Source organism: Chryseobacterium sp. ON_d1, from assembly GCF_006829085.1.
In the GTDB taxonomy this organism is placed as follows: Bacteria; Bacteroidota; Bacteroidia; order Flavobacteriales; family Weeksellaceae; genus Chryseobacterium.
Map to the genome: position 1 here is coordinate 195,871 of NZ_BJTC01000010.1, position 20,801 is coordinate 216,671.

Consider the following 20,801-nt stretch of genomic DNA (forward strand, 5'->3'; position numbering starts at 1 on the left):
TATTTCATTAAACATGAATAATGTCAACATTTTTTTGACTTAAAAATAAAGATCATACAAATTTCAACCACTATGAATTACAGAATAGAAAAAGACACCATGGGAGAAGTGCAGGTACCTGCAGATAAATTCTGGGGTGCACAGACAGAACGTTCCAGAAACAATTTTAAAATAGGACCTGAAAGCTCAATGCCGCATGAAATCATTGAAGCTTTTGCTTATTTGAAAAAAGCAGCAGCTTATGCCAATACCGATCTGGGAGTACTTCCTGCTGAGAAAAGAGATATGATCGCCAAAGTGTGTGATGAGATACTGGAAGGAAAACTGAATGACCAGTTCCCATTGGTGATCTGGCAGACAGGCTCCGGAACACAGTCGAATATGAACGTCAATGAAGTCATTTCGAACAGGGCTCATGTAAATAACGGAGGGACATTGGGTGAGAAGTCTGAAATTCATCCGAATGATGATGTCAACAAATCCCAGTCTTCCAATGATACCTATCCTACAGCCATGCACATCGCTGCTTATACAAAAGTAGTGGAAGCAACCATTCCTGCAGTGGAAAAATTAAAGAATACGCTGGCAGAAAAATCGAAAGCTTTCAAAGATATTGTCAAAATCGGAAGGACTCACCTGATGGATGCTACACCGCTTACACTTGGACAGGAATTCTCCGGATATGTAGCTCAGCTGGAATTCGGATTGAGAGCTTTAAAGAATACATTACCTCATCTTTCTGAGCTGGCATTGGGAGGAACAGCGGTAGGAACCGGCTTAAATACACCTAACGGATATGATGTAAAGGTGGCCGAATATATTGCTCAATTCACAAAGCATCCTTTTATTACGGCTGAAAATAAATTTGAAGCGCTTGCTGCTCACGATGCCATTGTGGAAAGCCACGGTGCATTAAAGCAGCTGGCTGTGTCTCTATTTAAAATCGCTCAGGATATCAGGCTAATGGCTTCTGGACCGCGTTCAGGAATCGGAGAGATTCACATTCCTGAGAATGAACCGGGTTCATCCATTATGCCTGGAAAAGTAAACCCTACTCAGAACGAAGCAATGACCATGGTTTGTGCTCAGGTTTTAGGAAATGATACTACCATTTCTTTTGCCGGAACTCAGGGGAATTATGAACTGAATGTTTTCAAACCGGTGATGGCGTACAATTTCTTACAGTCTGCCCAATTGATTGCTGATGCATGTCTTTCTTTCAATGAGCACTGTGCTGTAGGTATTGAACCGAATTATGAGAGAATTAAAGAGCTTGTAGACAAATCTCTAATGCTTGTGACAGCTTTAAATACCCATATCGGATATGAAAATGCTGCAAAAATTGCCAAAACAGCCCATAAAAATGGTACTACATTAAAAGAAGAAGCCGTCAATCTTGGATTATTAACCGCTGAACAGTTTGACGAATGGGTAAAACCTGAAGATATGGTTGGAAGTTTAAAATAATGATTTTATAACTGATACAATGCAAAACTCCGGGATCCTTTCCCGGAGTTTTGCGTTTTGCAATCAAAGTGTATTTAATCTAATCCGATGGCTAAGCCGAATATCAGCGCTTTATCATTATTAAAATAACCATCTTTAAAGAAGTTGCTGAAATCTTTCTTTACAAACAGGCTGAAGCTGTTATAGGAAACAGTAAACTGTGCTCCGTATACAAAAGGATTTACCTGATAGTTTCCCCGGTCTCTTCTTTCCCCATCATTATCTTTTACAATATTGTTGGTAGACATTTTTACGCCGCCATACACATTTGCCCCTATTTTAAATCCCGTATAATAACTACGGTACTGAATATCCATTCCTGCATTTTTAAGCTTGGAGAAATTATACTGTATTCCAAGAGGGACCATAATATATCCTGTTCTCAGCTTGCTTTTATCCAGGTTTTCATTAGCGTGGGCCAAAGCAACTCCCTGATCTGTATTTTTTGCAAAATACATATTATTATCTGTTCTGACTGTTCTCCATGAAAATCCCAATCCTGAAGTAATTGCCCATGGACTTGTTCTGCTGAGCTGATAATTCAGTTTCAGACCAAACTCCAGATTATTGGCATATCCGATATTTTTATCCAGTTCGTTATCCTGAGAACTGTTTGTCAATGTCATAATTCCGTAAGAGAAATATCCTGTAAAGCTCCTGCTTGGGCGGAATTTTTTTAACAGCTTTTCCTTGAGTTCTTCCTGCGAAGTCACATCAGTGTTCAAAAGGGAATACCTTACCTGCTTCTGAATCACATCATCCAGATCAAATCCCAGTTCTTCAATTCTTTTATCCATTTTCCCGGAATAACGGTCTGCTATCTGGGCCTTTTCTCTGTCAAATTCAGCTTTATCCAGATTTCTGGCCTGTAAAACCTTAAGCTCTTCTTCCATCAGTTTTTTTTCTTCCTGAATAATCGCATTGATTTTAGCGGCATATTCTTCCACTTTTTCTTTAACAATCGGGCTTACCTCAGTATCTTTTTTAGAAGACAGATTAATATTCAGTTTCTTTTGTGCATGGAACGATGCCGAAATAGAGCATAGCAATCCCATTACGATTAATTTCTTGATCATATTATTAATTTTTTATTTTTTCGGATAAATTATCTGGCATTCAGATCAATAGTAGTAGCCACATTACTCCCATCCTTGGTTTTTTCAATGACATCTTTATGTTCTACTGAAAAAAGAAGCGTGGATGGGTCTACATATTTCTTCTTTTTAACCGGAGTTTTTAAAGAATCGGCTTTTGCCATGAGTTTAGGATTAGAAATCTGGGTAATATCAAGTTTCTTTAAAGGAACAGTTTCTTTGGGAATGAGATTATCATGTCCTATTGCCACTGGAGAAATCACTTCTCCTTTATCTGGCGCAAGAGTTTTCTTTACCTCCTTTTTATTATTCTCTACCACCAGTGGAACATTATGCTGAACCGGATCTTTTTTGATTTCTTCTATAGTATTTTTTTCTGTTTTCTCTGCAACGACAGGCTGAATTTCTGAAGGCTGATTAAGAAAAAACAGAACAGCTCCCAAGCTTAATGTCAACATTAAGCATGCTGCCACTAAAAGCCAGTTTACCTTTGATTTGGAGCAATCATTACTGTTATGATGAAACTCAATTTCAGACCACAGATCTCTTGAAGGAGCAATTTCTCTCTCCTCAATCTGTTTTTTAATCTGAAATTCAATATGATCTTTAAACGTTTTCATTTTTCACTTTTTTTTGTTGTTGAAAGTAGATCTTTCTTAATTTTTCTTTTGCTCTGAACAGCTGTGTTTTGCTGACAGCAACTGAAATCTGCAAAGTCTCAGCAATTTCCTGATGAGAATATCCTTCCAGCACATACAGGTTAAAAACCATTCTGTAGGCATCAGGAAGCTGATCCAAAAGTTCCTGCGCATTAAAATCACAATCAACCTCGGATTCCTGAATGTCTTCATGAAACGATTGATTGATCTCATCCAGATAAAATACCGTTTTATGGCTTTTGATAAAATTCAGGCATTCATTGACAACAATTCTTCTTGCCCAGCTTTCCAGATTTGATTCTCCCCTGAAGCTTTCTATATGCTTAAAAATCTTACAGAATGCTTTAATAAGACAATCCTCCGCCTGATACAAATCGCTTACATAGCTTTTGCTTACACTCAGAAATTTCCTTACATTCTGTTCATAGAAAATCTTCTGTGCAGCCGGATCCTGTTTTTTCAGGAGGCTTAACAAATCATTCTTTTTATTTCCGAACAAAAGTTTCATGCTTATACTGTTTCTATACTAAAGACAATGAAAACAAAAAAAGGTTACAATTTTGATAAAAAATTTTATTTATAAATTTTAAAACTTTTCAGAATAGTTTAATTCGAATGATAAATAACGCAAAAAATTCATTTTCAAGGTGTATAATTTTAACACAGGTAAAGTTTACCAGATGAAATCTGCCCTGAAGCGTATGCTTAATTGCCGTCTTTGGCGGAAATTTCTTTGCTTCCTCAAAATGCACAGAAGTAAAATACATCTTCTCTGCGTTTTAACGATTCTGCCTTATTGATTGTAACAAAAAAGTTCACCTGCCCACTTTATTAAAAAAGCTGTCTGAATTAGACAGCTTTGCACTTTATCCTGAGAATTCATCAAGCATGTTTCTGGTAGGAACAAAGAAAAGCGTTCCGGTAACCGCTGTGCTGAAATCTAAAATTCTGTCATAATTTCCCGGTGGATCACCTATAAACATATTGGTCAGCATCTTTCTGGTTGTCGTAAATGTGCTTGCATAGGAAATAAAATAGGTTCCAAAATCATTGGTAGAGGGACTTCCGAAAGGCATATTATCTCTGACGATTTTCAATTCCTCTCCATTTTCACCTTCGATGTTGGCCAAAGCAATATGAGAATTTGCCGGTTTCACATCATCAGACATTTCAATATCATTTTCTTTAGATCTTCCGATTACTTTTTCCTGATCTTCTGTTGAAAGGCTTTTCCATGCATCCATATTATGAAGATATTTCTGAACGAAAAGATAACTCCCTCCTTTATACTGAAGGTCTTCATTTCCGATTTTTGCAAAATAATCACGGTCATCTCCATGCGGATTTTCCGTTCCGTCTACAAAACCAAGAATAGAGCGGGCATCCCAGTATTTGAATCCGTGAATCTCCAGAATGCTTTCTGCAACAGAACCCAGCAATTTGGATATTTCAACAGCCATATCAAAAATCAGACTTTTGTTATCTGCCCGTAAATGAAAGTGAAGGTCTCCGGGAGTAGAAACAGCAGTATGCTTTATACCTTTTATCTCTTCAAAGTCAACCAATTCCTTCGGCGGAGGGGTTGGAAGCTGCAGTTTCTTCCATGCTTCAGCACCAATTCCCATTACACAGCTTGCCCTGCTGTCCGGAAACCTGTTAAAAACCGAATTATTAAGGTTAAGTACCAATGCACATAACTGCTGAAATACATCTTTAAGCTTTGGATCCTCACGAAGTTTCCAGACCATAAAAATGGTATTGCTGTTAGGATAATCTGTGACGTTTTGTGATTCAATCGTATTCATACCTCTTTTTTTGTGGTATTAAATATCCGAAATTGCAACCTGATCTGCAAAATATTGCTCCAGATCTTTCAGGGTCTCGGGATTGGTCTGGATATCTTTTACCAGAAGACCTTTGTTCACGACAACAATTCTGTTACAGACTTCTGTTGTGTGCGAAAGATCATGGCTGGATATCAGGAATGTAACGCCATCCTGTTTTGATAATTCCTTAATCAGATTTTTAAGTTTAATCTGTGTAGATGGATCAAGGTTCGCAAAAGGCTCGTCAAGAATAATAATCTCGGGATTTCCAATAATCGCCCCCACAATTCCCACTTTTTTCTGATTTCCTTTTGAAAGATCACGAATGTATTTCCCGGATTTAAGGATCTCGCCGTTGAAAAAATCATGAAAAGGCTTCAGGAACTCATCTACAGAAGCTTTATTCTGACCTCTCAGCTCTCCGATAAAGTAAAAGTACTCTTCGGGTGTAAGGTAACCAATAAGAAAGGTATCGTCTACAAAGGCTGAAACTTTATTTTTCCAGGCTTCAGATTCATTGACTTTGATTCCATCGATACTTACAAATCCTGTAGTAGCCTGAATCAAATCCAGCATCAGACTGAAAAGCGTTGTTTTCCCGGCTCCGTTATTTCCCACAAGGCCAAATGTCTCTCCATTTGGAATTTCAAGATGTTCGATATTAAGAACAGCTGCTGTTCCGTATGTTTTGGATAAATTTTGTATGTTGATCATGACTTAAGCTTTATTTTTAAATGCATCAAGTGTGCTGTATTTTTCTTTTTTATAATGTTTTACGATGATATCGAAAATCTTTTCTCTCATAAAAAATCCGATAACTCCAATAAAGGCAATGCTTATCACTCCTCCTGTAATTCCTGTGAAATACTTTGCTAATGCAAATACACCCATGGGAAGAAGCATTTTTGGAATCAATAAGAGTATAGCCACCATATTAAAACTTCCTTTCTGCCCCAGTCTTTTCTCTTTAGAATTCAGATCAATCTGGGTTTTGTTGAAAGCTCCGGACCATAAGGTAAATTGAGAATTCACTCCAATATTGTATAATCCTGCCGCAAAAAATGTAATATATACCTCCCAGCCAAAGTATGCATAGCAAAGCGCTGCAATTATTGAAACTCCTGTCACAATATTCATCAGCCACCATTTTGCCTTTAAATATTCTTTATAGGGAACATTCAGCGTCATCATCAAAGGATAATATGAACTGTCAAAAGCAGGAACTCTTTGCCCAAAAAGAAACTGGAAGCCTCCCGTTACAAATAGGCCCATAAACATCATCATTGCCGGAGTTTTATACAGCGAAGAAGTAAACATCAGCAATCCATAGAACAGAAACATAAAGCTGCCCAGCAAAATACCTTTGGTCACTTTATTACGTCTCAGCATTTTAACATCATTATTGATAAATGTTCCGATAACGCCATACTTATTCAGGAAAGCAATGTTCTCTGTTTTTCCCACTGCTTTCTTAGCTTCAAGCCCCTGATCCAGATAAAATTCCTGACGAAGATAACGGAAACAAATCCACCACAACAAAACAAACAGAACAACAGGGATCAGTGCAAAGTAAGGTTTTTCATAGAAGCTGAAGAAAACAGATTCTGAGTAAGCCAGAACCGGAATGATTTTATAATATCCCAGACTTCCGATGATCACAAAGCAAACTCCTATGATAATGGCTAATGTCTCTTTCCCGTTGAAGAAAATATTGATAAAATTGTTCAGATAGAGTAATGCAATCACTCCAATAAGCCATACCAGTATTCCTACAATCTCATATCCATTGAATAACGCAATCAGTGAAAATGTGATAAAGAATAAGGAAGTCAGCCAGCTGAACGCGGAAAGGAAGGTTTTAGCCAGCATATAATTGACCAGTGTATTCTTTCTGATATTCATGGTAAGAAACGGTTTAATATTCTGTGTGGGGACTTCCTGCCAGAGATATTTAATTACCAGATCTATAATCCAGCCAACAATCATGAATTTTGATACTATCTTCAAAGGGTTTTGGTGCATCTCTTCCTGCACATAGAAAAAGGCAATAAACGCTCCGCCTATAAGACATCCAATAAAGTAAAGAATTCCTATGAAACGGAGAATTTTCATGGTCAGATTAATCCCTAAAGATGTACCACGAAAAAAGCTTTTGATTTCAAGCCTAAGGAACTTTAGAAACATATGTTAGTTTTTTTACATTAGTCAATATAATGTAAAATATGTTACATTTTTTTAAGAAAAAGTGTAATTTTATAATTATCCGATAAGTTCTTTTGCCTGGGCTAAAGCAGCTTCTGTAATTTTACTTCCGGAAAGCAGCTGGGCAATTTCATTCAGCTTTTCTTCGCTGTTCAAAGGAATAATAGTAGATTGAGTTCTGCCGGAAATATCCTGTTTCACCACCTTATAATTATCATTTCCTTTAGCAGCCACCTGTGCAAGGTGTGAAATAACGATCAGTTGCATATCTTCAGACATTTCACGCATAAGGTTTCCGATCTCTTCCGCTACTTTCCCGGAAACTCCGGTATCGATTTCGTCAAGAATCAAAGTGGGCAGCTCATCGCTTTCTGCAATGATTTTTTTTACCGCAAGCATTACTCTTGATCTTTCTCCTCCGGAAATAGCAGTCTGAATCGGTTTTAAAGGGAAGCCGGAATTGGCCTGAAACAGCAGCTGGATATTTTCTTTTCCAAACTGGTTGAACTCATCAGCATCCTGTAATTCTATATCCACTTTTGCTTTTTCCAACCCTAATTTCTTGAGAAGGCTTTCTGCTTTTTTGATAAAAACAGGAACATTTTTGTGCCTGTTCTTTGAAAGTTTTGCTGCAAGACCCTGAAGTGTTTTTTCTTTTTGGGAAATGTTTTCCTCTGTTTCTTCAATCTGTGACTCCAGCTCAGAAGCTCCTTTCTGATCTCCTGCCAGTTGATTCCTGATCTCGATCAGCTCATTCAGATCTGAAACGTTGTGCTTTAAGAATAAAGCATTTATTTTATTATTAAGATCCGTAAGATATATTAGATTCTCAGGATTAATTTCAACCTTTTCTGCCTGATGTTCCAATTCGGAAATAATGTCTTTAAGCTCTACAAAAGAGGTTTCAAGCCTTTCATCAAGCTCTGCAAAACCGGCAGAAACTCCGGAAATTCTGGAAAGCTTATTGGTAGCCTCATTAAAGAAGGACAGGATTCCTATTTCTTCCTGATGAAACCTAGATAAGATCTGGCTTATATTTTCGGAGATCATCCCGGCATTTTCCTGAACAGAAAGCTGATTCTGAATATCTTCATAATCAACATCATCAAGTTTCAGTTCTTCCAGTTCGTTAAGTAAGAATTCTTTATAATCGCTTTCTTTATTAGTTTCTGAAAGTTGGGTTTTCAGCTTTTTCAGCTGCAGTTTAAGGTTTTGAAAGTCAGAAAATTCCTGCTGATATTCTTCGATAATCTTTTTATTATCAGACAGCCCGTCAATAATTTTAAACTGATATTCTGATGTAAAGAGATTGGATGTTTCAAACTGGGAATGGATATCTATCAGCTGTGAGGAAAGTTCTCTGAGAATATCCAGCGTCACCGGCACATCATTAATAAATGCACGGGATTTCCCTGAAGGAAGGATCTCTCTTCGGATAATGGTCTGATGCTCATAGTCCAGGTCATTTTCAATAAAGAATTTCTTAAACTGATTGTTGAGAGAAAATTCGGTTTCCACTACGCTTTTTTCATCAGCTTTAGCGATAGATTTTACATCTGCTCTTTCTCCTAAAATAAGTCTCAGAGCACCTAGAATAATAGATTTACCCGCCCCGGTTTCTCCGGTAATAACCTGTAAACCATTTTTCAGTGATACTTCAAGGGTATCAATCAGGGCAAAATTTTTAATGTAAATTCTCGAAAGCATTGGTAATCCGGGTTATGGTCCAGTTTGAATTTGAATTGTAAAAATAAGTTTTTTTTTAATGAATTGAGAAAATGTTTTTAGGCTTTCTCTTCAATTTTATAATTGTTTTTTGTTTTACAATCCAAGTGATTTTATTGATCACAGCTTTACACCTTCCATTTATTCCACTTATTGTCAATATTTTTCGGGGAGAGAATAATCATCGTCTGTTTAAGATCATTCAGAATCAGGCCTCCGTTATTTCCGGAATTGAAAATATTAAAGATTTCATCACTTTTGGTGTCCATAAACAGGTTAAAGAAAAAAGCCTGCTGGAAGCTGTTTTCGTACATTTTGAGCTGCATCAGCGCATCAAAAATCACTTTTTTCCCAGCCGTCTGATCCTGATTAAAAAGATTATCCAGGCCTGCTCTGTGATAGGTATAGATTGTAGACCTTAACTGACTCCAGTTAGGGTTCATAATTTCGTTAATCAAAATAGAACGGCTTCTTGGCTCATTAATGGTATTCCAGCCTTCATAGTTTCTGTTTTGAGAATTCTGGGCAATCTGCTGTGCCTTTGCATACCATTGAGATCCTCCCATAGACTGGAAACTATCTGCATCGACTCCTAAAATAAGATAGATATAGAAACTGATCACATCAGTAAGATTTTTTCCTGAGAACTGTCTTTCATTAAATATAAGACTCTCATTTTCAATATACTCAAAAGCAAAACGCTGGTCCTGAAGATTCAGTAAAGGAGATTCATAAGAAGTATTAAAAACCGGGCGAACAGCCTGAATAACAATAGATCCTTTGAACTTATTGACATCTCTTTCTGCAATTACAATGGAAAAACCACATTTTATTTTTTCAAAATTCTGAAGTTTTTTACCCGTCCAGCTGGTATTATTGATAAAATCCCTGAGGCTTTTTTCCAGCGCTTTATAGGCCTGCTGATTACTTCCTCCCAACTGTTGGGAGTTTACCTGCACTGTTGCCAGCAACTCCTGGGAAAAACTTTGGGTATATATAAAAAGCAGAAAAAATAAACTTATAATTCTTTTCATTGTCTACTAAAAATTGAGAACGGAAATTTATTAAAATTATTTTAAAAGTTGATTCTCAACAAAATTGAGAATATCTTTCGCTACATCATCCTTTGATTTCAGATCGAATTCCTTTTTCTCCGATTTGGTGAATATTTTGATTTTATTGGTATTATTTTTAAAACCGGCGCCTTCATCACGTAAAGAATTGAGAACTATCATATCCAGATTTTTCTTTTCCAGTTTTCCTTTTGCATTTTCTTCTTCATTTTGGGTTTCCAGAGCAAATCCTACCAAAAACTGGTGGGTCTTTCTTTCTCCCATTGTTTTAAGAATATCAGGATTTTTAACCAATTCAATGGTCAGGTTTTCATCATTCTTTTTGATTTTTTCTTTAGCGACATCTTTGGGAGCATAGTCTGCTACAGCTGCACTGGCAATACCAATATCTATTCTGTCATAGAATTCAAATACTTTGGCCAGCATCTCTTTGGCTGAAGTCACCTGATAAAGCTGAACATTTGGATCATTAATTGTCTGAAATGTTGGTCCTGAGATCAGAATTACTTTTGCGCCTCTTTTTGAAGCTTCTTCTGCCAGAGAAAATCCCATTTTGCCTGATGAATGGTTTCCGATGAACCTTACCGGATCTATGGCTTCATAAGTGGGGCCTGCTGTAATTAAAACAGTTTTACCCTCAAGGCTTTTCAGGTGAGTATCCGAGCTGAAATATTTTTCAACCGTATTAAAGATGGTTGCCGGCTCTGCCATTCTTCCCTGCCCTATAAGTCCGCTTGCCAGCTCACCGTTTTCTGCAGGAATAATAAAATGTCCAAAACTCTCTGCCAGTTCCAGATTCTTTTTGGTAGAAGGATGTGCATACATATCAAGATCCATTGCCGGAGCTATGAATACCGGACATTTCGCAGACATATAGGTTGCAATAACCAGATTATCACACATTCCATGGGTCATTTTCGATAAAGTGCCCGCTGTGCAGGGAGCAACAATCATCACATCTGCCCATAACGCCATTTCCACATGACTGTTCCATGTTCCGTTATCACTATAAAAATCTGAATACACGGGTTTTTTAGATAAAGTAGACAGGCTCAGTTTGGTTACAAAATGTTCAGCATCAGGAGTCATAATAACCTGTACTTCTGCTCCTTTTTTCACAAAGTCCCTGATGAGAAAATGAATTTTGTAGGCAGCAATTCCCCCAGAAACAGCGATAAGTATCTTTTTACCGGAAACACTCATTTAGTTCTAATTTTTGAAATACTAAAGTACTTATTTTTTCCCACACAATCAGGCTTTAAAACAACAAAGGTCATAAAAGAACAGAATTCCTTTATGACCTTGATTTATTAAAACACAGATGATTATTTTCTCTCTTCTGTTTTTCTGAAATAAATATCTTCGTTTAACCATTCTTCAATAGCAATTGAAGTTGGCTTTGGAAGCTTTTCGTAATGTTTAGAGATCTCAATCTGTTCTCTGTTTTCGAAAACCTCTTCTAATGTAGAATTGTGAACGGCAAATTCATCCAATTTGTTGTGAAGCTCCGTACGGATCTCCGCATTGATCTGCTCTGCTCTCTTTCCCATGATAACAATAGCTTCATAGATTGAACCTACTTTATCTTCAATCTTATCTTTATCGTAAGTAATTGTATTTACTTCTGCTTTTGTATCTTTTACACTCATTTTGAGAAAATTATTTTTATTTTAAGATGGCAAATTTACGAATTATCTTTGAATTTTGAAAGTCGCTGCAGGAGGAGGGGTCTTAAGTGCTGCACTGTCCCTCTGTAGCTGCATTGCTTTCTTTTCATTGCTGATCTGATCTTTAATCTGCTGGTCGGTTTTGTCTTTATCAGCAAGTTTTTCAGCCTCTTTCTTCTGTCTTGCAGTTAAGGCTGCCATTCTTGCTTCTGTTTGTTTTTTAACAATGACAAAGTTCTGTTTTTCCTTTTCCAGTTTTTCTCTAATATCAGCTGCAGTCTTGGAATATTCCGTATTAGGAAGTTCTTTTTCTACCAGTTTTGTATAGGTAAGCGCACTTTCAATACGCTCATCTTTAAGATTATATACTGATTTCATTGCCAGTTCGTAACGTGACTTCATGATATAATCATAGATTTTAGAACGGAGTTTAGTACTTGGAAAATCTTCCAAAACATTTTCCAAAGCTACATTGGCAGCTTTGTAATCTCCCATTTTGAAGTACTGTCTTCCGTTTTCATAAGCTTTGAATTCAAGCTTGTAAGACAGTTCATCGATTAGCTGGCTGATATTTTTAGACCTTTCAGAATTCGGGTAATTGTTCAGGAAGTCCTGAAGTTCATTGATGGCCAATTCTGTACTTGACTGATCCAGGTTATAATCCATAGAACCTTCATAATAGCACAATGCAGACATATAGGCTGCCTCTTCTGCTCTTGGATCTTTTGGAAAACTTACTGCGAAATTTTTAAACTGATGACCTGCCAGCTTATAACTTTTGTCATAATAGTTGGCATAAGCTGTGTTGAAACCTACGTTCGGGAAATCATCTGTTCCTGCCACAAGATTGGCAAGTCTGTCGTAAAGAGCCAATGCATTTTTCCACTTTTTCTTAGCAAAGTTTTCATTAGCGGCCTTCAAGATAAAATCTTTATCAGCACTCCTCATTGCTCTTTCCTGCTGGCTTACACAAGATGTAACTACCGCTACAGCAAAAAGACCTAAAATATATTTTTTCATATAAAAAATTCAACAGTTTTCGGATTATACAGCCGATTTACTAATTTGCAAAAATATAACTTTTTTGTCAATAGATTTTTTTTTATGAATATTTAACGTAATTTTAGTCTGCAGCGTATCCCAAAATTGCAAAAACACTTAATAAAAGATTCATTCTCACCTTTTTCTCTGCTTCTTTTGTATAGGTTTCCTCATTCTTACTTGGGACATACAGCTCATAAAAGTTTTTATTTCTGATGACAAATAAAGTGGATCCGATAATCATAGTAAGGATATCTTCAGGTTTGGGAGTAAAAGTAAAAACTCCGGAAGCAACTCCTTTTTTAATGACTTCGTCCAGTTTTTTTACAAATAACTGATAGAAATCAAGCAATTCATCCTTCAGATTTTCTGTGTGGCGAAGTTCCTGTGTCACAAAACCATGGAAATAGTTATACTTGAAAAGTTGAGAAACGATATATTTAATCATTTCCCGAAGCTGCATTTCCGGTTTCCCATCTTTGATGGTATCCGCAAATTCTGAAAAATTCTCTCTGGTCTTCAGCACCCTGTACTGGTAGAGATATGACATCATCTTCTCTTTAGAACCGAAGTAATAAGAAATCATAGCAACATTGATATTTGCTTTGGAGCAGATATCCCTCACAGAAGTTCCTTCGTATCCTTTTTTTGCAATCAGTTCTTCTGCAATATCAAGTATGTGAATCTGTTTTTCTGTAAATTTTTTTTTCATGAGGTGCACTTTGAGTAAAGTTAAGAAATTTTTAACACATTTATAAACGATCGTTTAATAATTTTAGATTAAATCTGAAAATTACTTACTTTTGAATATGGATTTTTTTGATTTTCACCACCATAAGAAATATATCAGAAACGGAATTTATAATCTGGAAATTAACCAAATTCCTCCAGATTGTCCTTATTCTATAGGAATTCATCCCCATGATATTGATATTACGGATATTGAAAAGCAATTTTCATGGATGAAAGACATGATATTTCAAAATTGTTTTGCCATCGGTGAATGCGGTTTGGATTCTTTGGTTTCTATTGATCAGAAAATTCAGGAGGAAGTTTTTTTACGGCAGATCAGAATAGCCAATGAAATAAAAAAGCCTATGATTATTCATTGTGTGAGAAAATTTTATGAGGTCATATCTTTAAAAAAGAAAGCCGACCAGCCCATGATTATCCATGGTTTTAATAAAAAGCATCAAATTGCTGAAGATCTTCTTGCCAATAATTTTTATCTGAGTTTTGGAAAAGCTGTTTTGTATAATTTATCTTTGCAGGATATTTTGAAAAAAGCTCCATTAGACAAAATCTTTTTAGAAACTGACAATGAAGATTTTAATATCGAAGAATTGTACCATAAGGCTTCAGAAATAAAGAAAATTTCTTTGGAACATCTTAATGAACAAATTTTAGAAAACTTACACACAATAAAAAATGGATAAATACTGGCTGGAAAGAACTGAACTTTTGATAAAGGAAGATGGATTGGATAAACTGACTAAGGCCAATGTACTAGTAGTTGGCTTAGGCGGCGTAGGTTCTTTTGCTGCAGAATTTCTGGCAAGAGCCGGTGTTGGTAATATGACTATTGTGGATGGCGATACAGTAGATATTACGAATATCAACAGACAGCTTCCCGCACTGCACTCCACGGTTGGAAAGCATAAAGTAGAAGTTGTAGCAGAAAGACTGCTTGATATCAACCCGGAACTTCATTTAACGAAAATCAACGAATTCCTGAATCCGGAAAGAATGGATGAAGTACTCGATTCAGGAAAATTCAATTATGTACTGGACTGTATTGACAGTGTAACGCCGAAGATCTGTTTAATAAAAGCAGCCAGAAAAAGAAAGATTAAAATAGTAAGTTCAATGGGAGCCGGAGGGAAAACCGATCCGAGCATGGTAATGGTAAGAGATATCAGTAAAACCCATAACTGCTTTCTTGCAAAACAGGTAAGAAAAAGGCTGAAAAAAGAAAAAATCAATAAAGGATTCAGGTGTGTATTCTCCAATGAGATTCAGAAGGAGGAAAGTCTTAAAATGACCGACGGAAGCAACTTCAAAAAATCGTTCTATGGCACCATCAGCTTTATTCCTGCCATTTTCGGGCTATATGCCGCTGCTGAAGTGATCAATTATTTAGTGAAAAAAGATTAATGCAGAATTCCAAATATCCCAGAGCGGAAAAGCTCAAAAAAAATACGGAAATCAGTTTGCTTTTTGAGAAAGGCAAATGGAGAACCAGTGGAAATCTGAGAGTCATTATTCTGAAAGACAAGCCTGGCATTTCTGTGGAAACCTCAAGATTTGGAGTTTCTGTTTCGAAAAGATATTTTAAAAGAGCAGTTCACAGAAACCGTATCAAAAGGCTGCTTAGAGAATGTTACCGTCTTAACAAGGAATTATTTAAGCAGGCTTTCGGAGATAAAACAATAGCCATGCTATTCTGGGCTTCCCCACAGATGCCACCGAAATTTCAGGATGTAGAAGCTCAGTTCATCAAACTTTGTGAAGGGCAGAAAAAGTAATCTGCTTTCATCAGAATAGCCTGACTAACATTGATAAAGTTCTGTGGAAGATTTCATTTCACAGATTATGTGAATCATGCATGTTTTATTTTTCCGCGGATAACACAGAGAAACACAGAGGATTGTGCAGGTGCTTTATTTTGATTCCGCAATAAACCAAGAATCGAAAACAGTAAAGTTCGTCCCTTACATCACAGAACCCCCGGGCTTAGAAATCGGCAGCATTTAATATCATATAGTTTTTGTAATTTAGAGAAAACAATAAATCTGAAAATTAATATGTTAGATAATGTTCCCTACTTTTCTTATATCATCAGTGCATTTATTGGCATTGGACTGGCTGCAGCTACCGGCTTCCGGGTGTTTCTCCCTATGTTTATCGTAAGCCTTGCCTCTTATTTCAACTGGATTCCTATGAATGAGCATTTTGCATGGCTTGCGGGTCTGCCTACCCTTATTACAACAGGAATAGCTACCGTTGTTGAGATTCTGGCTTATTATATTCCTTTCGTTGATCATTTACTGGATACCGTATCAATTCCAATGGCTACGGTTGCCGGATCTATATTATTTGCCAGCCAGTTTACAGAGCTTGGAACCTTTCCACAATGGGCATTGGCTTTAATTGCCGGTGGGGGCACAGCCGCAACCATCAGTTCCGGATTTGCCGGAATAAGGGCTGCTTCTACAGCTACTACAGGAGGATTGGGAAATTCTGTCGTAGGAACAACCGAAACGGCAGGAGCAGGTCTTATGTCTGTACTGGCTATGGCGGCTCCGTTTATGGCAGCAATTTTCGCAATAATCATATTAATTATTGTTATTGTCTTTGGACGAAGGGCCTGGAAAAAGCTAAGAGGAAGCAAAAATGATCCTCCCAATTTATAAAAAAGAAGAAGGTACTGTTTCGCAGTACCTTCTTCTTTTAACTTTTACTTCTGAAGTCCTTAATATCCTGTATTTTAGATTCAAAATATTCTTTTTTCTCGGGACTTTTTTTGATTAATATTTCAAACGCTTTTATCGCTTTGGTATACAATTTCTGTTCAAAATAGAGATTAGCCAATGTCTCTGTCATCAAGTGAGAGATATCATCATTTTTTTCTTTAACCACATAAGTACTTTCTTCTTTTAACTGACTGATCCTAGGATTGTTTTCAATAAAAGTTTCAATAGCCTTTTCTTTAATTACAGCTTTTTCCTTTTCAACTTCCCCTGTTCTGTCAATCTTAAGCCAGCTTTGCCATGTATTAATAAAACCAGGAACATTACTGTCTGCAGATGACTGAGTTGTATGTTTCATAGTAACCTCCTGCCCTTTTTCCACAGGTTCTTCTTTATTTTCCTTCTGCTTTTCTTCAACCTTAAGTGTAGAAATATCGGTTCCGAAGAAAGAAACATTCATTACAGGAACATCCTCTTTTAAAGCTTCCTTATCTTCTTCTTCAATTGATTCAACCGGTGCAGAGTTTTCTGTGGGCTGCAGAACTTCTTCTGGGGCTATTTCTTTGGAGTTTTCAGTAACCTCAGAGAGCTGAGGCTCTTCAACAGCCGCTTCAGATTCTGCAGCAGGAGCTGCTTCAACTACCTGAGTTTTCATTTCAGGAGCTGATACTTTTTCAGACTTGCTGATTAAGGAATCCGGTAAATTAGACTCTACGCTCATCGGCTTCCAGGTAGACTGAACTTCAGTAGCCTCTTTTTCTTCTACAGCTTCAGCTTTAGACTCTTCTACAGGCAAATGATCTTCAACAATTTCTTTCTGTTCTGATTCTTCTTTAGTTTCCTCAGGTTTCTCTTCGCTTGTTGACCAAAAATGAAAACTTTGTGTTTCAGCAAAGCTGATTCCGTGATCTTCCACGACTTCAGGCTCTGTTTCTTCCGGAGCAGTTTTAGTCTCCTTCATTTTTTTCTCAACCTGTTCGATCAGCCGTCTCATTTCTTCCTCATGCTTATTAACATTAGGCTGGGAAACTTCAGTCCTGTCTCCAATCTCTTCATTGTTTGCCTGGATTTTAACATCCGGCATGAAAGAATCTGTTCCAAGGAAACTTACTTCTGCATCAGATACTTCTTTCACAGAATCTTCGTTTTCAGCAGCAGGTAAGATATCATTATCCGCTGTTTCTATATTTATAGGCTCTTGCGCTATTTCTTCATGAATATTTACCTCAGGTAATAAAGGATCAACCTCATGGAAGCTTGTGTTTTCTTCTTCAGCTACCTCTTCTTCTGTTCCTGAGGAAATCTCATTTTCATGAATGATAATTTCCGGTGTAAACTCTTCTCCTGCTTTTTCCTCTGTTTCAGTTTGTATTGATTCTGCTTCCTGCTGAACCGGCTCGTCAACTATTGTCTCTGCCTTTTGAGTTACCAGAGTTCCTGATTCAATGGTAGATTCAAGATCTATAGTCTCAGAATTCTGCTCATCAAGGAAATTTTCTTCACCTTCAAATAAAATCCTGTTTCGCTCTCCGTTTATGTAAACATATTTAACTTCCTGTAAAACGGATAAAGCACAAGTATTGTCCGGCTCATCTGATGAATTTTCCAACGAAACCTCCTCTTCTCTTTTAATTGGAAAAGATTTGGTTTTAAGAGCTAATGGAGCAGGTTTTTCACTTGTTTTAGAAAGTGCTTTTTCACCTGCGATTTCCGGTTTGGATTCCTGCCTGATTTTTCCGTTGATCAGCTGGTACAAAATCTTTTTATCGGTAGTATAGGCTGCTGTTGTCGAAAGCTCTTTCTGATAATTTTCTTTTTCATACAGGTGAACCCCATACAAATGGAGCGCCCTGATATTCTGAATATAAGGAAAAGTGTGAATCTCTTCTTTCAAAAGACCCAGGTCTTCCAATTGAATATTTTTCGGATTTTTTATTAATTCTAAAACTCTCGGATTCATCTTACCAATTCGCTACAATGTCGTTAAATATCTTATTAATAATTCTGTCTGTCACCAGCTTTACCTGTTGGTCTTCGATCTGACTGAGTGATACATCACTGTTGAACGCTGCCTCATCGGAATAGGTTCTGTCAAAACTTGATTCCGGATGAATTTTATTTTCATAATGTACCTTTACGGTAATGGTCAGCTTATTCTGTCCCTGTTGAACCACTCCTCCCGAAGGGTTTGTCTGGGTATTGGAGCTGATGGTAGTAGGGGTAATGGAATAATCTGTAATCTCACCTTCAATCAGGATATCAGGGTTTTCTTTTGTCCCCTTCAATGTTGTTCTCTGAAGAAATCTGTTTTGTATTGCCGTAGAGAACTGTTGTGATAAGGCAGGGTTTACCAGCGGTGCATTATTAGGAAATTCATTGATCTGAACTGTTTTTTCATCTGTAAGAGATGACCCCGTAAAGCTGTAGCATGAATGTAAAACACCTAGCAACGCAAAAAGCATTCCTGTTAGCAATGATTGTTTCAGGCTGATATGTTTATTTTTAAAATTCATTTTTAGATCCGATTTCCGTAATTTCATCATACTCAATTTGTTGAATAGCATCTTCAAAAGCAAAATAATTTGCTGTATATAAAAATGGTAAAGTAAGAAAAATTCCAATTCCACATGCAAGAATTCCAACCTGTGCCAGAATACTTACGATCAATGAGAAAAGAAAAATTGAAAGCAGATTTCCTTGGCTCATTATTTTTGAAATATTCCAGGCCTCTTTTATTTCTTTTACTCCCTTAAGGCTAATTAACGGAACAATATAAAACCCCTTCAATACGAAGTAATATATCGCCGCAATCATTAAGAAAAAGTAAGGAAACATAAAAGTTACCACCATTGGATTGGGCTCATTACCCTCTGACAACGCACCTGATAGGCCCAGCACAGCAAAAAAAGGAATGTAAAGCGCTAAAACTCCACCAAAAACAATTAACTGCAGCATAAAGTAAGGCATAAAATCTTTAAAATCAAAGATATCTCCAGGACTTGCTGTCTGATTTTGACTAAGCTTCTGAAGATACTTATATAAATTACCCATCGCTAACAGTCCGCAGAAAGGGATAATGGACATGATAAAGCATATTAAGAACGCTATAAAAATATTCCCGAAATCTTTCTTTAAAAGTTCAAAACCTTTATTAATATATTCTCCGAGTTTAAAATTGATCGGTTTAGGCACTAAATTTACTTTCATTATTTATGTGGTGCTAATCTTCCAGATTATATTGTTTTATTTTTCTGTATAAGGTTCTTTGTGAGATCCCTAATTCATCCGCAGCTCGATTCCTACGTCCCTTATGTTTTTCTAAAGCTTTGATAATCAAATCTTTTTCATTGTTCTGAAGAGAAAGAGACTCTGGTCTGTTTTCTTCCACCTCGATATCTTCAATATCTTCATAGCTGTCTTCAGGTGTTGAAATGATTGTCGGGGTCTGAACCGCCGGTGTATCATTATTATTTTCAAAATACAGTAAAGATCCTGAATTTACCTGTGACTGGTTATCAGAAGAAGTATAAATCCTGTTGATCAGGTTTTTCTCATGGTTGCTCAGATCTGCTGTTCCTCTGTTTTTGATCAGTTCCGAAGTTAATGATTTTAAATCATTAATATCATTTCTCATATCAAACAGAATTTTATACATGATTTCCCTTTCACTTCCGAAATCATTCTGTTTGGGAGTATTCTGATTATTTACGACCATGGGAAGGTGCGTCTCCATGGGAATATATTCTGCAAGCTTTTCTGCTGTGATACTTCGGTTTCTTTCCACAACGGTCATCTGTTCCACTAAATTTCTTAGCTGACGGACATTTCCAGGAAAAGAATAGCTTTCTATATAGTGAACTGCACTTTGCTCCAGCTCCAGCTCCGGCATTCTGTATTTTTCCGCAAAATCTATTGCAAACTTCCTGAATAACAAATGGATATCCCCTTTCCTTTCTCTTAAAGGCGGCATATCAATCTGAACAGTATTCAGACGATAATACAAATCCTCACGGAATCTCCCGTCATGGATGGCCTTCATCATATTAACGTTGGTAGCGGCCACAATTCTAACATTGGTTTTCTGAACCTGTGAAGAACCCACTTTCATAAATTCACCACTTTCCAAAACCCTTAAAAGACGTACCTGGGTCTGCAGGGGAAGCTCTCCCACCTCATCCAGAAAGATGGTTCCTCCGTCTGCCACTTCAAAATATCCTTTTCTTGTAGCTGTTGCTCCTGTAAAAGCTCCTTTTTCGTGTCCGAAAAGCTCAGAATCTATGGTTCCTTCCGGAATTGCACCACAGTTTACCACAATATAAGGCTGATGTTTTCTTCTGGATTCTGAATGAATGATTTTCGGAATAAATTCTTTTCCTACCCCACTTTCTCCAATCACCAGTACAGAAATATCTGTAGGGGCAACCTGGATAGATTTCTCCAGGGCACGATTGAGTGCAGGAAAGTTTCCGATAATTCCGAAACGGTTTTTTATGTTTTGTAGCTCGTTGCTCATAAGTAAATTTTTGATTATTGATTTA

At 36.9% G+C, this 20,801-nt stretch carries 21 protein-coding genes; 5 read left to right on the forward strand and 16 right to left on the reverse strand.

The window, feature by feature from the left end; genetic code table 11:
- The first annotated feature begins 72 nt into the window (after positions 1–72).
- Positions 73–1,467: a class II fumarate hydratase gene (gene fumC, locus CRS_RS16760; RefSeq protein ID WP_142725163.1), complete on the forward strand. Its 1,395-nt coding sequence runs from the start codon at positions 73–75 to the stop codon at positions 1,465–1,467.
- Between the two features lie 74 nt (positions 1,468–1,541).
- Here the strand turns inward: fumC and CRS_RS16765 are convergent, their stop codons facing one another.
- From CRS_RS16765 to CRS_RS16820, 12 genes are all read right to left on the reverse strand, one after another.
- Positions 1,542–2,582, reverse strand: a complete 1,041-nt coding sequence (locus tag CRS_RS16765; RefSeq protein ID WP_142725164.1) for a porin family protein — start codon at positions 2,580–2,582, stop codon at positions 1,542–1,544.
- 29 nt (positions 2,583–2,611) lie between these two features.
- Positions 2,612–3,220 (reverse strand): hypothetical protein, encoded by a 609-nt coding sequence (locus CRS_RS16770; RefSeq protein WP_142725165.1) that lies wholly within the window; start codon positions 3,218–3,220, stop codon positions 2,612–2,614.
- A complete protein-coding gene (locus tag CRS_RS16775) occupies positions 3,207–3,767 on the reverse strand; it encodes an RNA polymerase sigma factor (protein ID WP_142725166.1) in 561 nt (186 codons plus the stop codon). The genes CRS_RS16770 and CRS_RS16775 overlap by 14 nt, the downstream gene beginning before the upstream one ends.
- A gap of 358 nt (positions 3,768–4,125) precedes the next feature.
- Positions 4,126–5,064 (reverse strand): Dyp-type peroxidase, encoded by a 939-nt coding sequence (locus tag CRS_RS16780; protein WP_142725167.1) that lies wholly within the window; start codon positions 5,062–5,064, stop codon positions 4,126–4,128.
- A gap of 18 nt (positions 5,065–5,082) precedes the next feature.
- Positions 5,083–5,799, reverse strand: coding sequence for an ABC transporter ATP-binding protein (locus CRS_RS16785; RefSeq protein ID WP_142725168.1), 717 nt, complete (start codon positions 5,797–5,799; stop codon positions 5,083–5,085).
- Between the two features lie 3 nt (positions 5,800–5,802).
- Positions 5,803–7,269, reverse strand: coding sequence for a DUF5687 family protein (locus tag CRS_RS16790; protein WP_142725169.1), 1,467 nt, complete (start codon positions 7,267–7,269; stop codon positions 5,803–5,805).
- Positions 7,270–7,344: 75 nt separating this feature from the next.
- Positions 7,345–8,994: a DNA repair protein RecN gene (locus tag CRS_RS16795; protein ID WP_142725170.1), complete on the reverse strand. Its 1,650-nt coding sequence runs from the start codon at positions 8,992–8,994 to the stop codon at positions 7,345–7,347.
- Positions 8,995–9,140: 146 nt separating this feature from the next.
- Entirely contained in the window at positions 9,141–10,046 is a 906-nt protein-coding gene (locus CRS_RS16800) for a DUF4835 family protein (RefSeq protein WP_142725171.1), read from the reverse strand.
- Positions 10,047–10,082: 36 nt separating this feature from the next.
- Positions 10,083–11,288, reverse strand: a complete 1,206-nt coding sequence (gene coaBC / locus CRS_RS16805; RefSeq protein WP_142725172.1) for a bifunctional phosphopantothenoylcysteine decarboxylase/phosphopantothenate--cysteine ligase CoaBC — start codon at positions 11,286–11,288, stop codon at positions 10,083–10,085.
- Positions 11,289–11,410: 122 nt separating this feature from the next.
- Positions 11,411–11,734: a DNA-directed RNA polymerase subunit omega gene (locus CRS_RS16810; RefSeq protein WP_027378789.1), complete on the reverse strand. Its 324-nt coding sequence runs from the start codon at positions 11,732–11,734 to the stop codon at positions 11,411–11,413.
- Between the two features lie 42 nt (positions 11,735–11,776).
- Positions 11,777–12,772, reverse strand: coding sequence for an outer membrane protein assembly factor BamD (locus CRS_RS16815; RefSeq protein ID WP_142725173.1), 996 nt, complete (start codon positions 12,770–12,772; stop codon positions 11,777–11,779).
- A 103-nt stretch (positions 12,773–12,875) separates the two neighbouring features.
- Positions 12,876–13,505, reverse strand: coding sequence for a TetR/AcrR family transcriptional regulator (locus CRS_RS16820; protein ID WP_142725174.1), 630 nt, complete (start codon positions 13,503–13,505; stop codon positions 12,876–12,878).
- Between the two features lie 97 nt (positions 13,506–13,602).
- On the opposite strand from CRS_RS16820, the gene CRS_RS16825 reads away from it, so the two are divergent.
- From CRS_RS16825 to CRS_RS16840, 4 genes are all read left to right on the forward strand, one after another.
- Positions 13,603–14,229, forward strand: a complete 627-nt coding sequence (locus CRS_RS16825; protein ID WP_142725175.1) for a TatD family hydrolase — start codon at positions 13,603–13,605, stop codon at positions 14,227–14,229.
- Positions 14,222–14,947, forward strand: coding sequence for a ThiF family adenylyltransferase (locus CRS_RS16830; protein WP_142725176.1), 726 nt, complete (start codon positions 14,222–14,224; stop codon positions 14,945–14,947). The genes CRS_RS16825 and CRS_RS16830 overlap by 8 nt, the downstream gene beginning before the upstream one ends.
- A complete protein-coding gene (gene rnpA, locus CRS_RS16835) occupies positions 14,947–15,318 on the forward strand; it encodes a ribonuclease P protein component (RefSeq protein WP_142725177.1) in 372 nt (123 codons plus the stop codon). The genes CRS_RS16830 and rnpA overlap by 1 nt, the downstream gene beginning before the upstream one ends.
- Before the next feature lie 279 nt (positions 15,319–15,597).
- Positions 15,598–16,206 (forward strand): DUF4126 domain-containing protein, encoded by a 609-nt coding sequence (locus CRS_RS16840; RefSeq protein ID WP_142725178.1) that lies wholly within the window; start codon positions 15,598–15,600, stop codon positions 16,204–16,206.
- 37 nt (positions 16,207–16,243) lie between these two features.
- Here the strand turns inward: CRS_RS16840 and CRS_RS16845 are convergent, their stop codons facing one another.
- From CRS_RS16845 to CRS_RS16860, 4 genes are read right to left on the reverse strand one after another with little or no spacing between them, the layout of a single operon-like run.
- Positions 16,244–18,223, reverse strand: coding sequence for a hypothetical protein (locus tag CRS_RS16845; protein WP_142725179.1), 1,980 nt, complete (start codon positions 18,221–18,223; stop codon positions 16,244–16,246).
- 1 nt (position 18,224) lies between these two features.
- On the reverse strand, positions 18,225–18,776 hold the full coding sequence (locus tag CRS_RS16850; protein ID WP_142725180.1) for an LptE family protein: 552 nt from the start codon (positions 18,774–18,776) through the stop codon (positions 18,225–18,227).
- On the reverse strand, positions 18,766–19,470 hold the full coding sequence (locus CRS_RS16855) for a hypothetical protein (protein ID WP_142725181.1): 705 nt from the start codon (positions 19,468–19,470) through the stop codon (positions 18,766–18,768). The genes CRS_RS16850 and CRS_RS16855 overlap by 11 nt, the downstream gene beginning before the upstream one ends.
- Before the next feature lie 13 nt (positions 19,471–19,483).
- Positions 19,484–20,776: a sigma-54-dependent Fis family transcriptional regulator gene (locus CRS_RS16860; RefSeq protein ID WP_142725182.1), complete on the reverse strand. Its 1,293-nt coding sequence runs from the start codon at positions 20,774–20,776 to the stop codon at positions 19,484–19,486.
- Positions 20,777–20,801: the final 25 nt, after the last annotated feature.

Coding starts and splice junctions, on each gene's coding strand:
- fumC (WP_142725163.1), top strand. CDS start 73: ATGAATTACAGAATAGAAAAAGACACCATGGGAGAAGTGCAGGTACCT.
- CRS_RS16765 (WP_142725164.1), bottom strand. CDS start 2,582: ATGATCAAGAAATTAATCGTAATGGGATTGCTATGCTCTATTTCGGCA.
- CRS_RS16770 (WP_142725165.1), bottom strand. CDS start 3,220: ATGAAAACGTTTAAAGATCATATTGAATTTCAGATTAAAAAACAGATT.
- CRS_RS16775 (WP_142725166.1), bottom strand. CDS start 3,767: ATGAAACTTTTGTTCGGAAATAAAAAGAATGATTTGTTAAGCCTCCTG.
- CRS_RS16780 (WP_142725167.1), bottom strand. CDS start 5,064: ATGAATACGATTGAATCACAAAACGTCACAGATTATCCTAACAGCAAT.
- CRS_RS16785 (WP_142725168.1), bottom strand. CDS start 5,799: ATGATCAACATACAAAATTTATCCAAAACATACGGAACAGCAGCTGTT.
- CRS_RS16790 (WP_142725169.1), bottom strand. CDS start 7,269: ATGTTTCTAAAGTTCCTTAGGCTTGAAATCAAAAGCTTTTTTCGTGGT.
- CRS_RS16795 (WP_142725170.1), bottom strand. CDS start 8,994: ATGCTTTCGAGAATTTACATTAAAAATTTTGCCCTGATTGATACCCTT.
- CRS_RS16800 (WP_142725171.1), bottom strand. CDS start 10,046: ATGAAAAGAATTATAAGTTTATTTTTTCTGCTTTTTATATATACCCAA.
- coaBC (WP_142725172.1), bottom strand. CDS start 11,288: ATGAGTGTTTCCGGTAAAAAGATACTTATCGCTGTTTCTGGGGGAATT.
- CRS_RS16810 (WP_027378789.1), bottom strand. CDS start 11,734: ATGAGTGTAAAAGATACAAAAGCAGAAGTAAATACAATTACTTACGAT.
- CRS_RS16815 (WP_142725173.1), bottom strand. CDS start 12,772: ATGAAAAAATATATTTTAGGTCTTTTTGCTGTAGCGGTAGTTACATCT.
- CRS_RS16820 (WP_142725174.1), bottom strand. CDS start 13,505: ATGAAAAAAAAATTTACAGAAAAACAGATTCACATACTTGATATTGCA.
- CRS_RS16825 (WP_142725175.1), top strand. CDS start 13,603: ATGGATTTTTTTGATTTTCACCACCATAAGAAATATATCAGAAACGGA.
- CRS_RS16830 (WP_142725176.1), top strand. CDS start 14,222: ATGGATAAATACTGGCTGGAAAGAACTGAACTTTTGATAAAGGAAGAT.
- rnpA (WP_142725177.1), top strand. CDS start 14,947: ATGCAGAATTCCAAATATCCCAGAGCGGAAAAGCTCAAAAAAAATACG.
- CRS_RS16840 (WP_142725178.1), top strand. CDS start 15,598: ATGTTAGATAATGTTCCCTACTTTTCTTATATCATCAGTGCATTTATT.
- CRS_RS16845 (WP_142725179.1), bottom strand. CDS start 18,223: ATGAATCCGAGAGTTTTAGAATTAATAAAAAATCCGAAAAATATTCAA.
- CRS_RS16850 (WP_142725180.1), bottom strand. CDS start 18,776: ATGAATTTTAAAAATAAACATATCAGCCTGAAACAATCATTGCTAACA.
- CRS_RS16855 (WP_142725181.1), bottom strand. CDS start 19,470: ATGAAAGTAAATTTAGTGCCTAAACCGATCAATTTTAAACTCGGAGAA.
- CRS_RS16860 (WP_142725182.1), bottom strand. CDS start 20,776: ATGAGCAACGAGCTACAAAACATAAAAAACCGTTTCGGAATTATCGGA.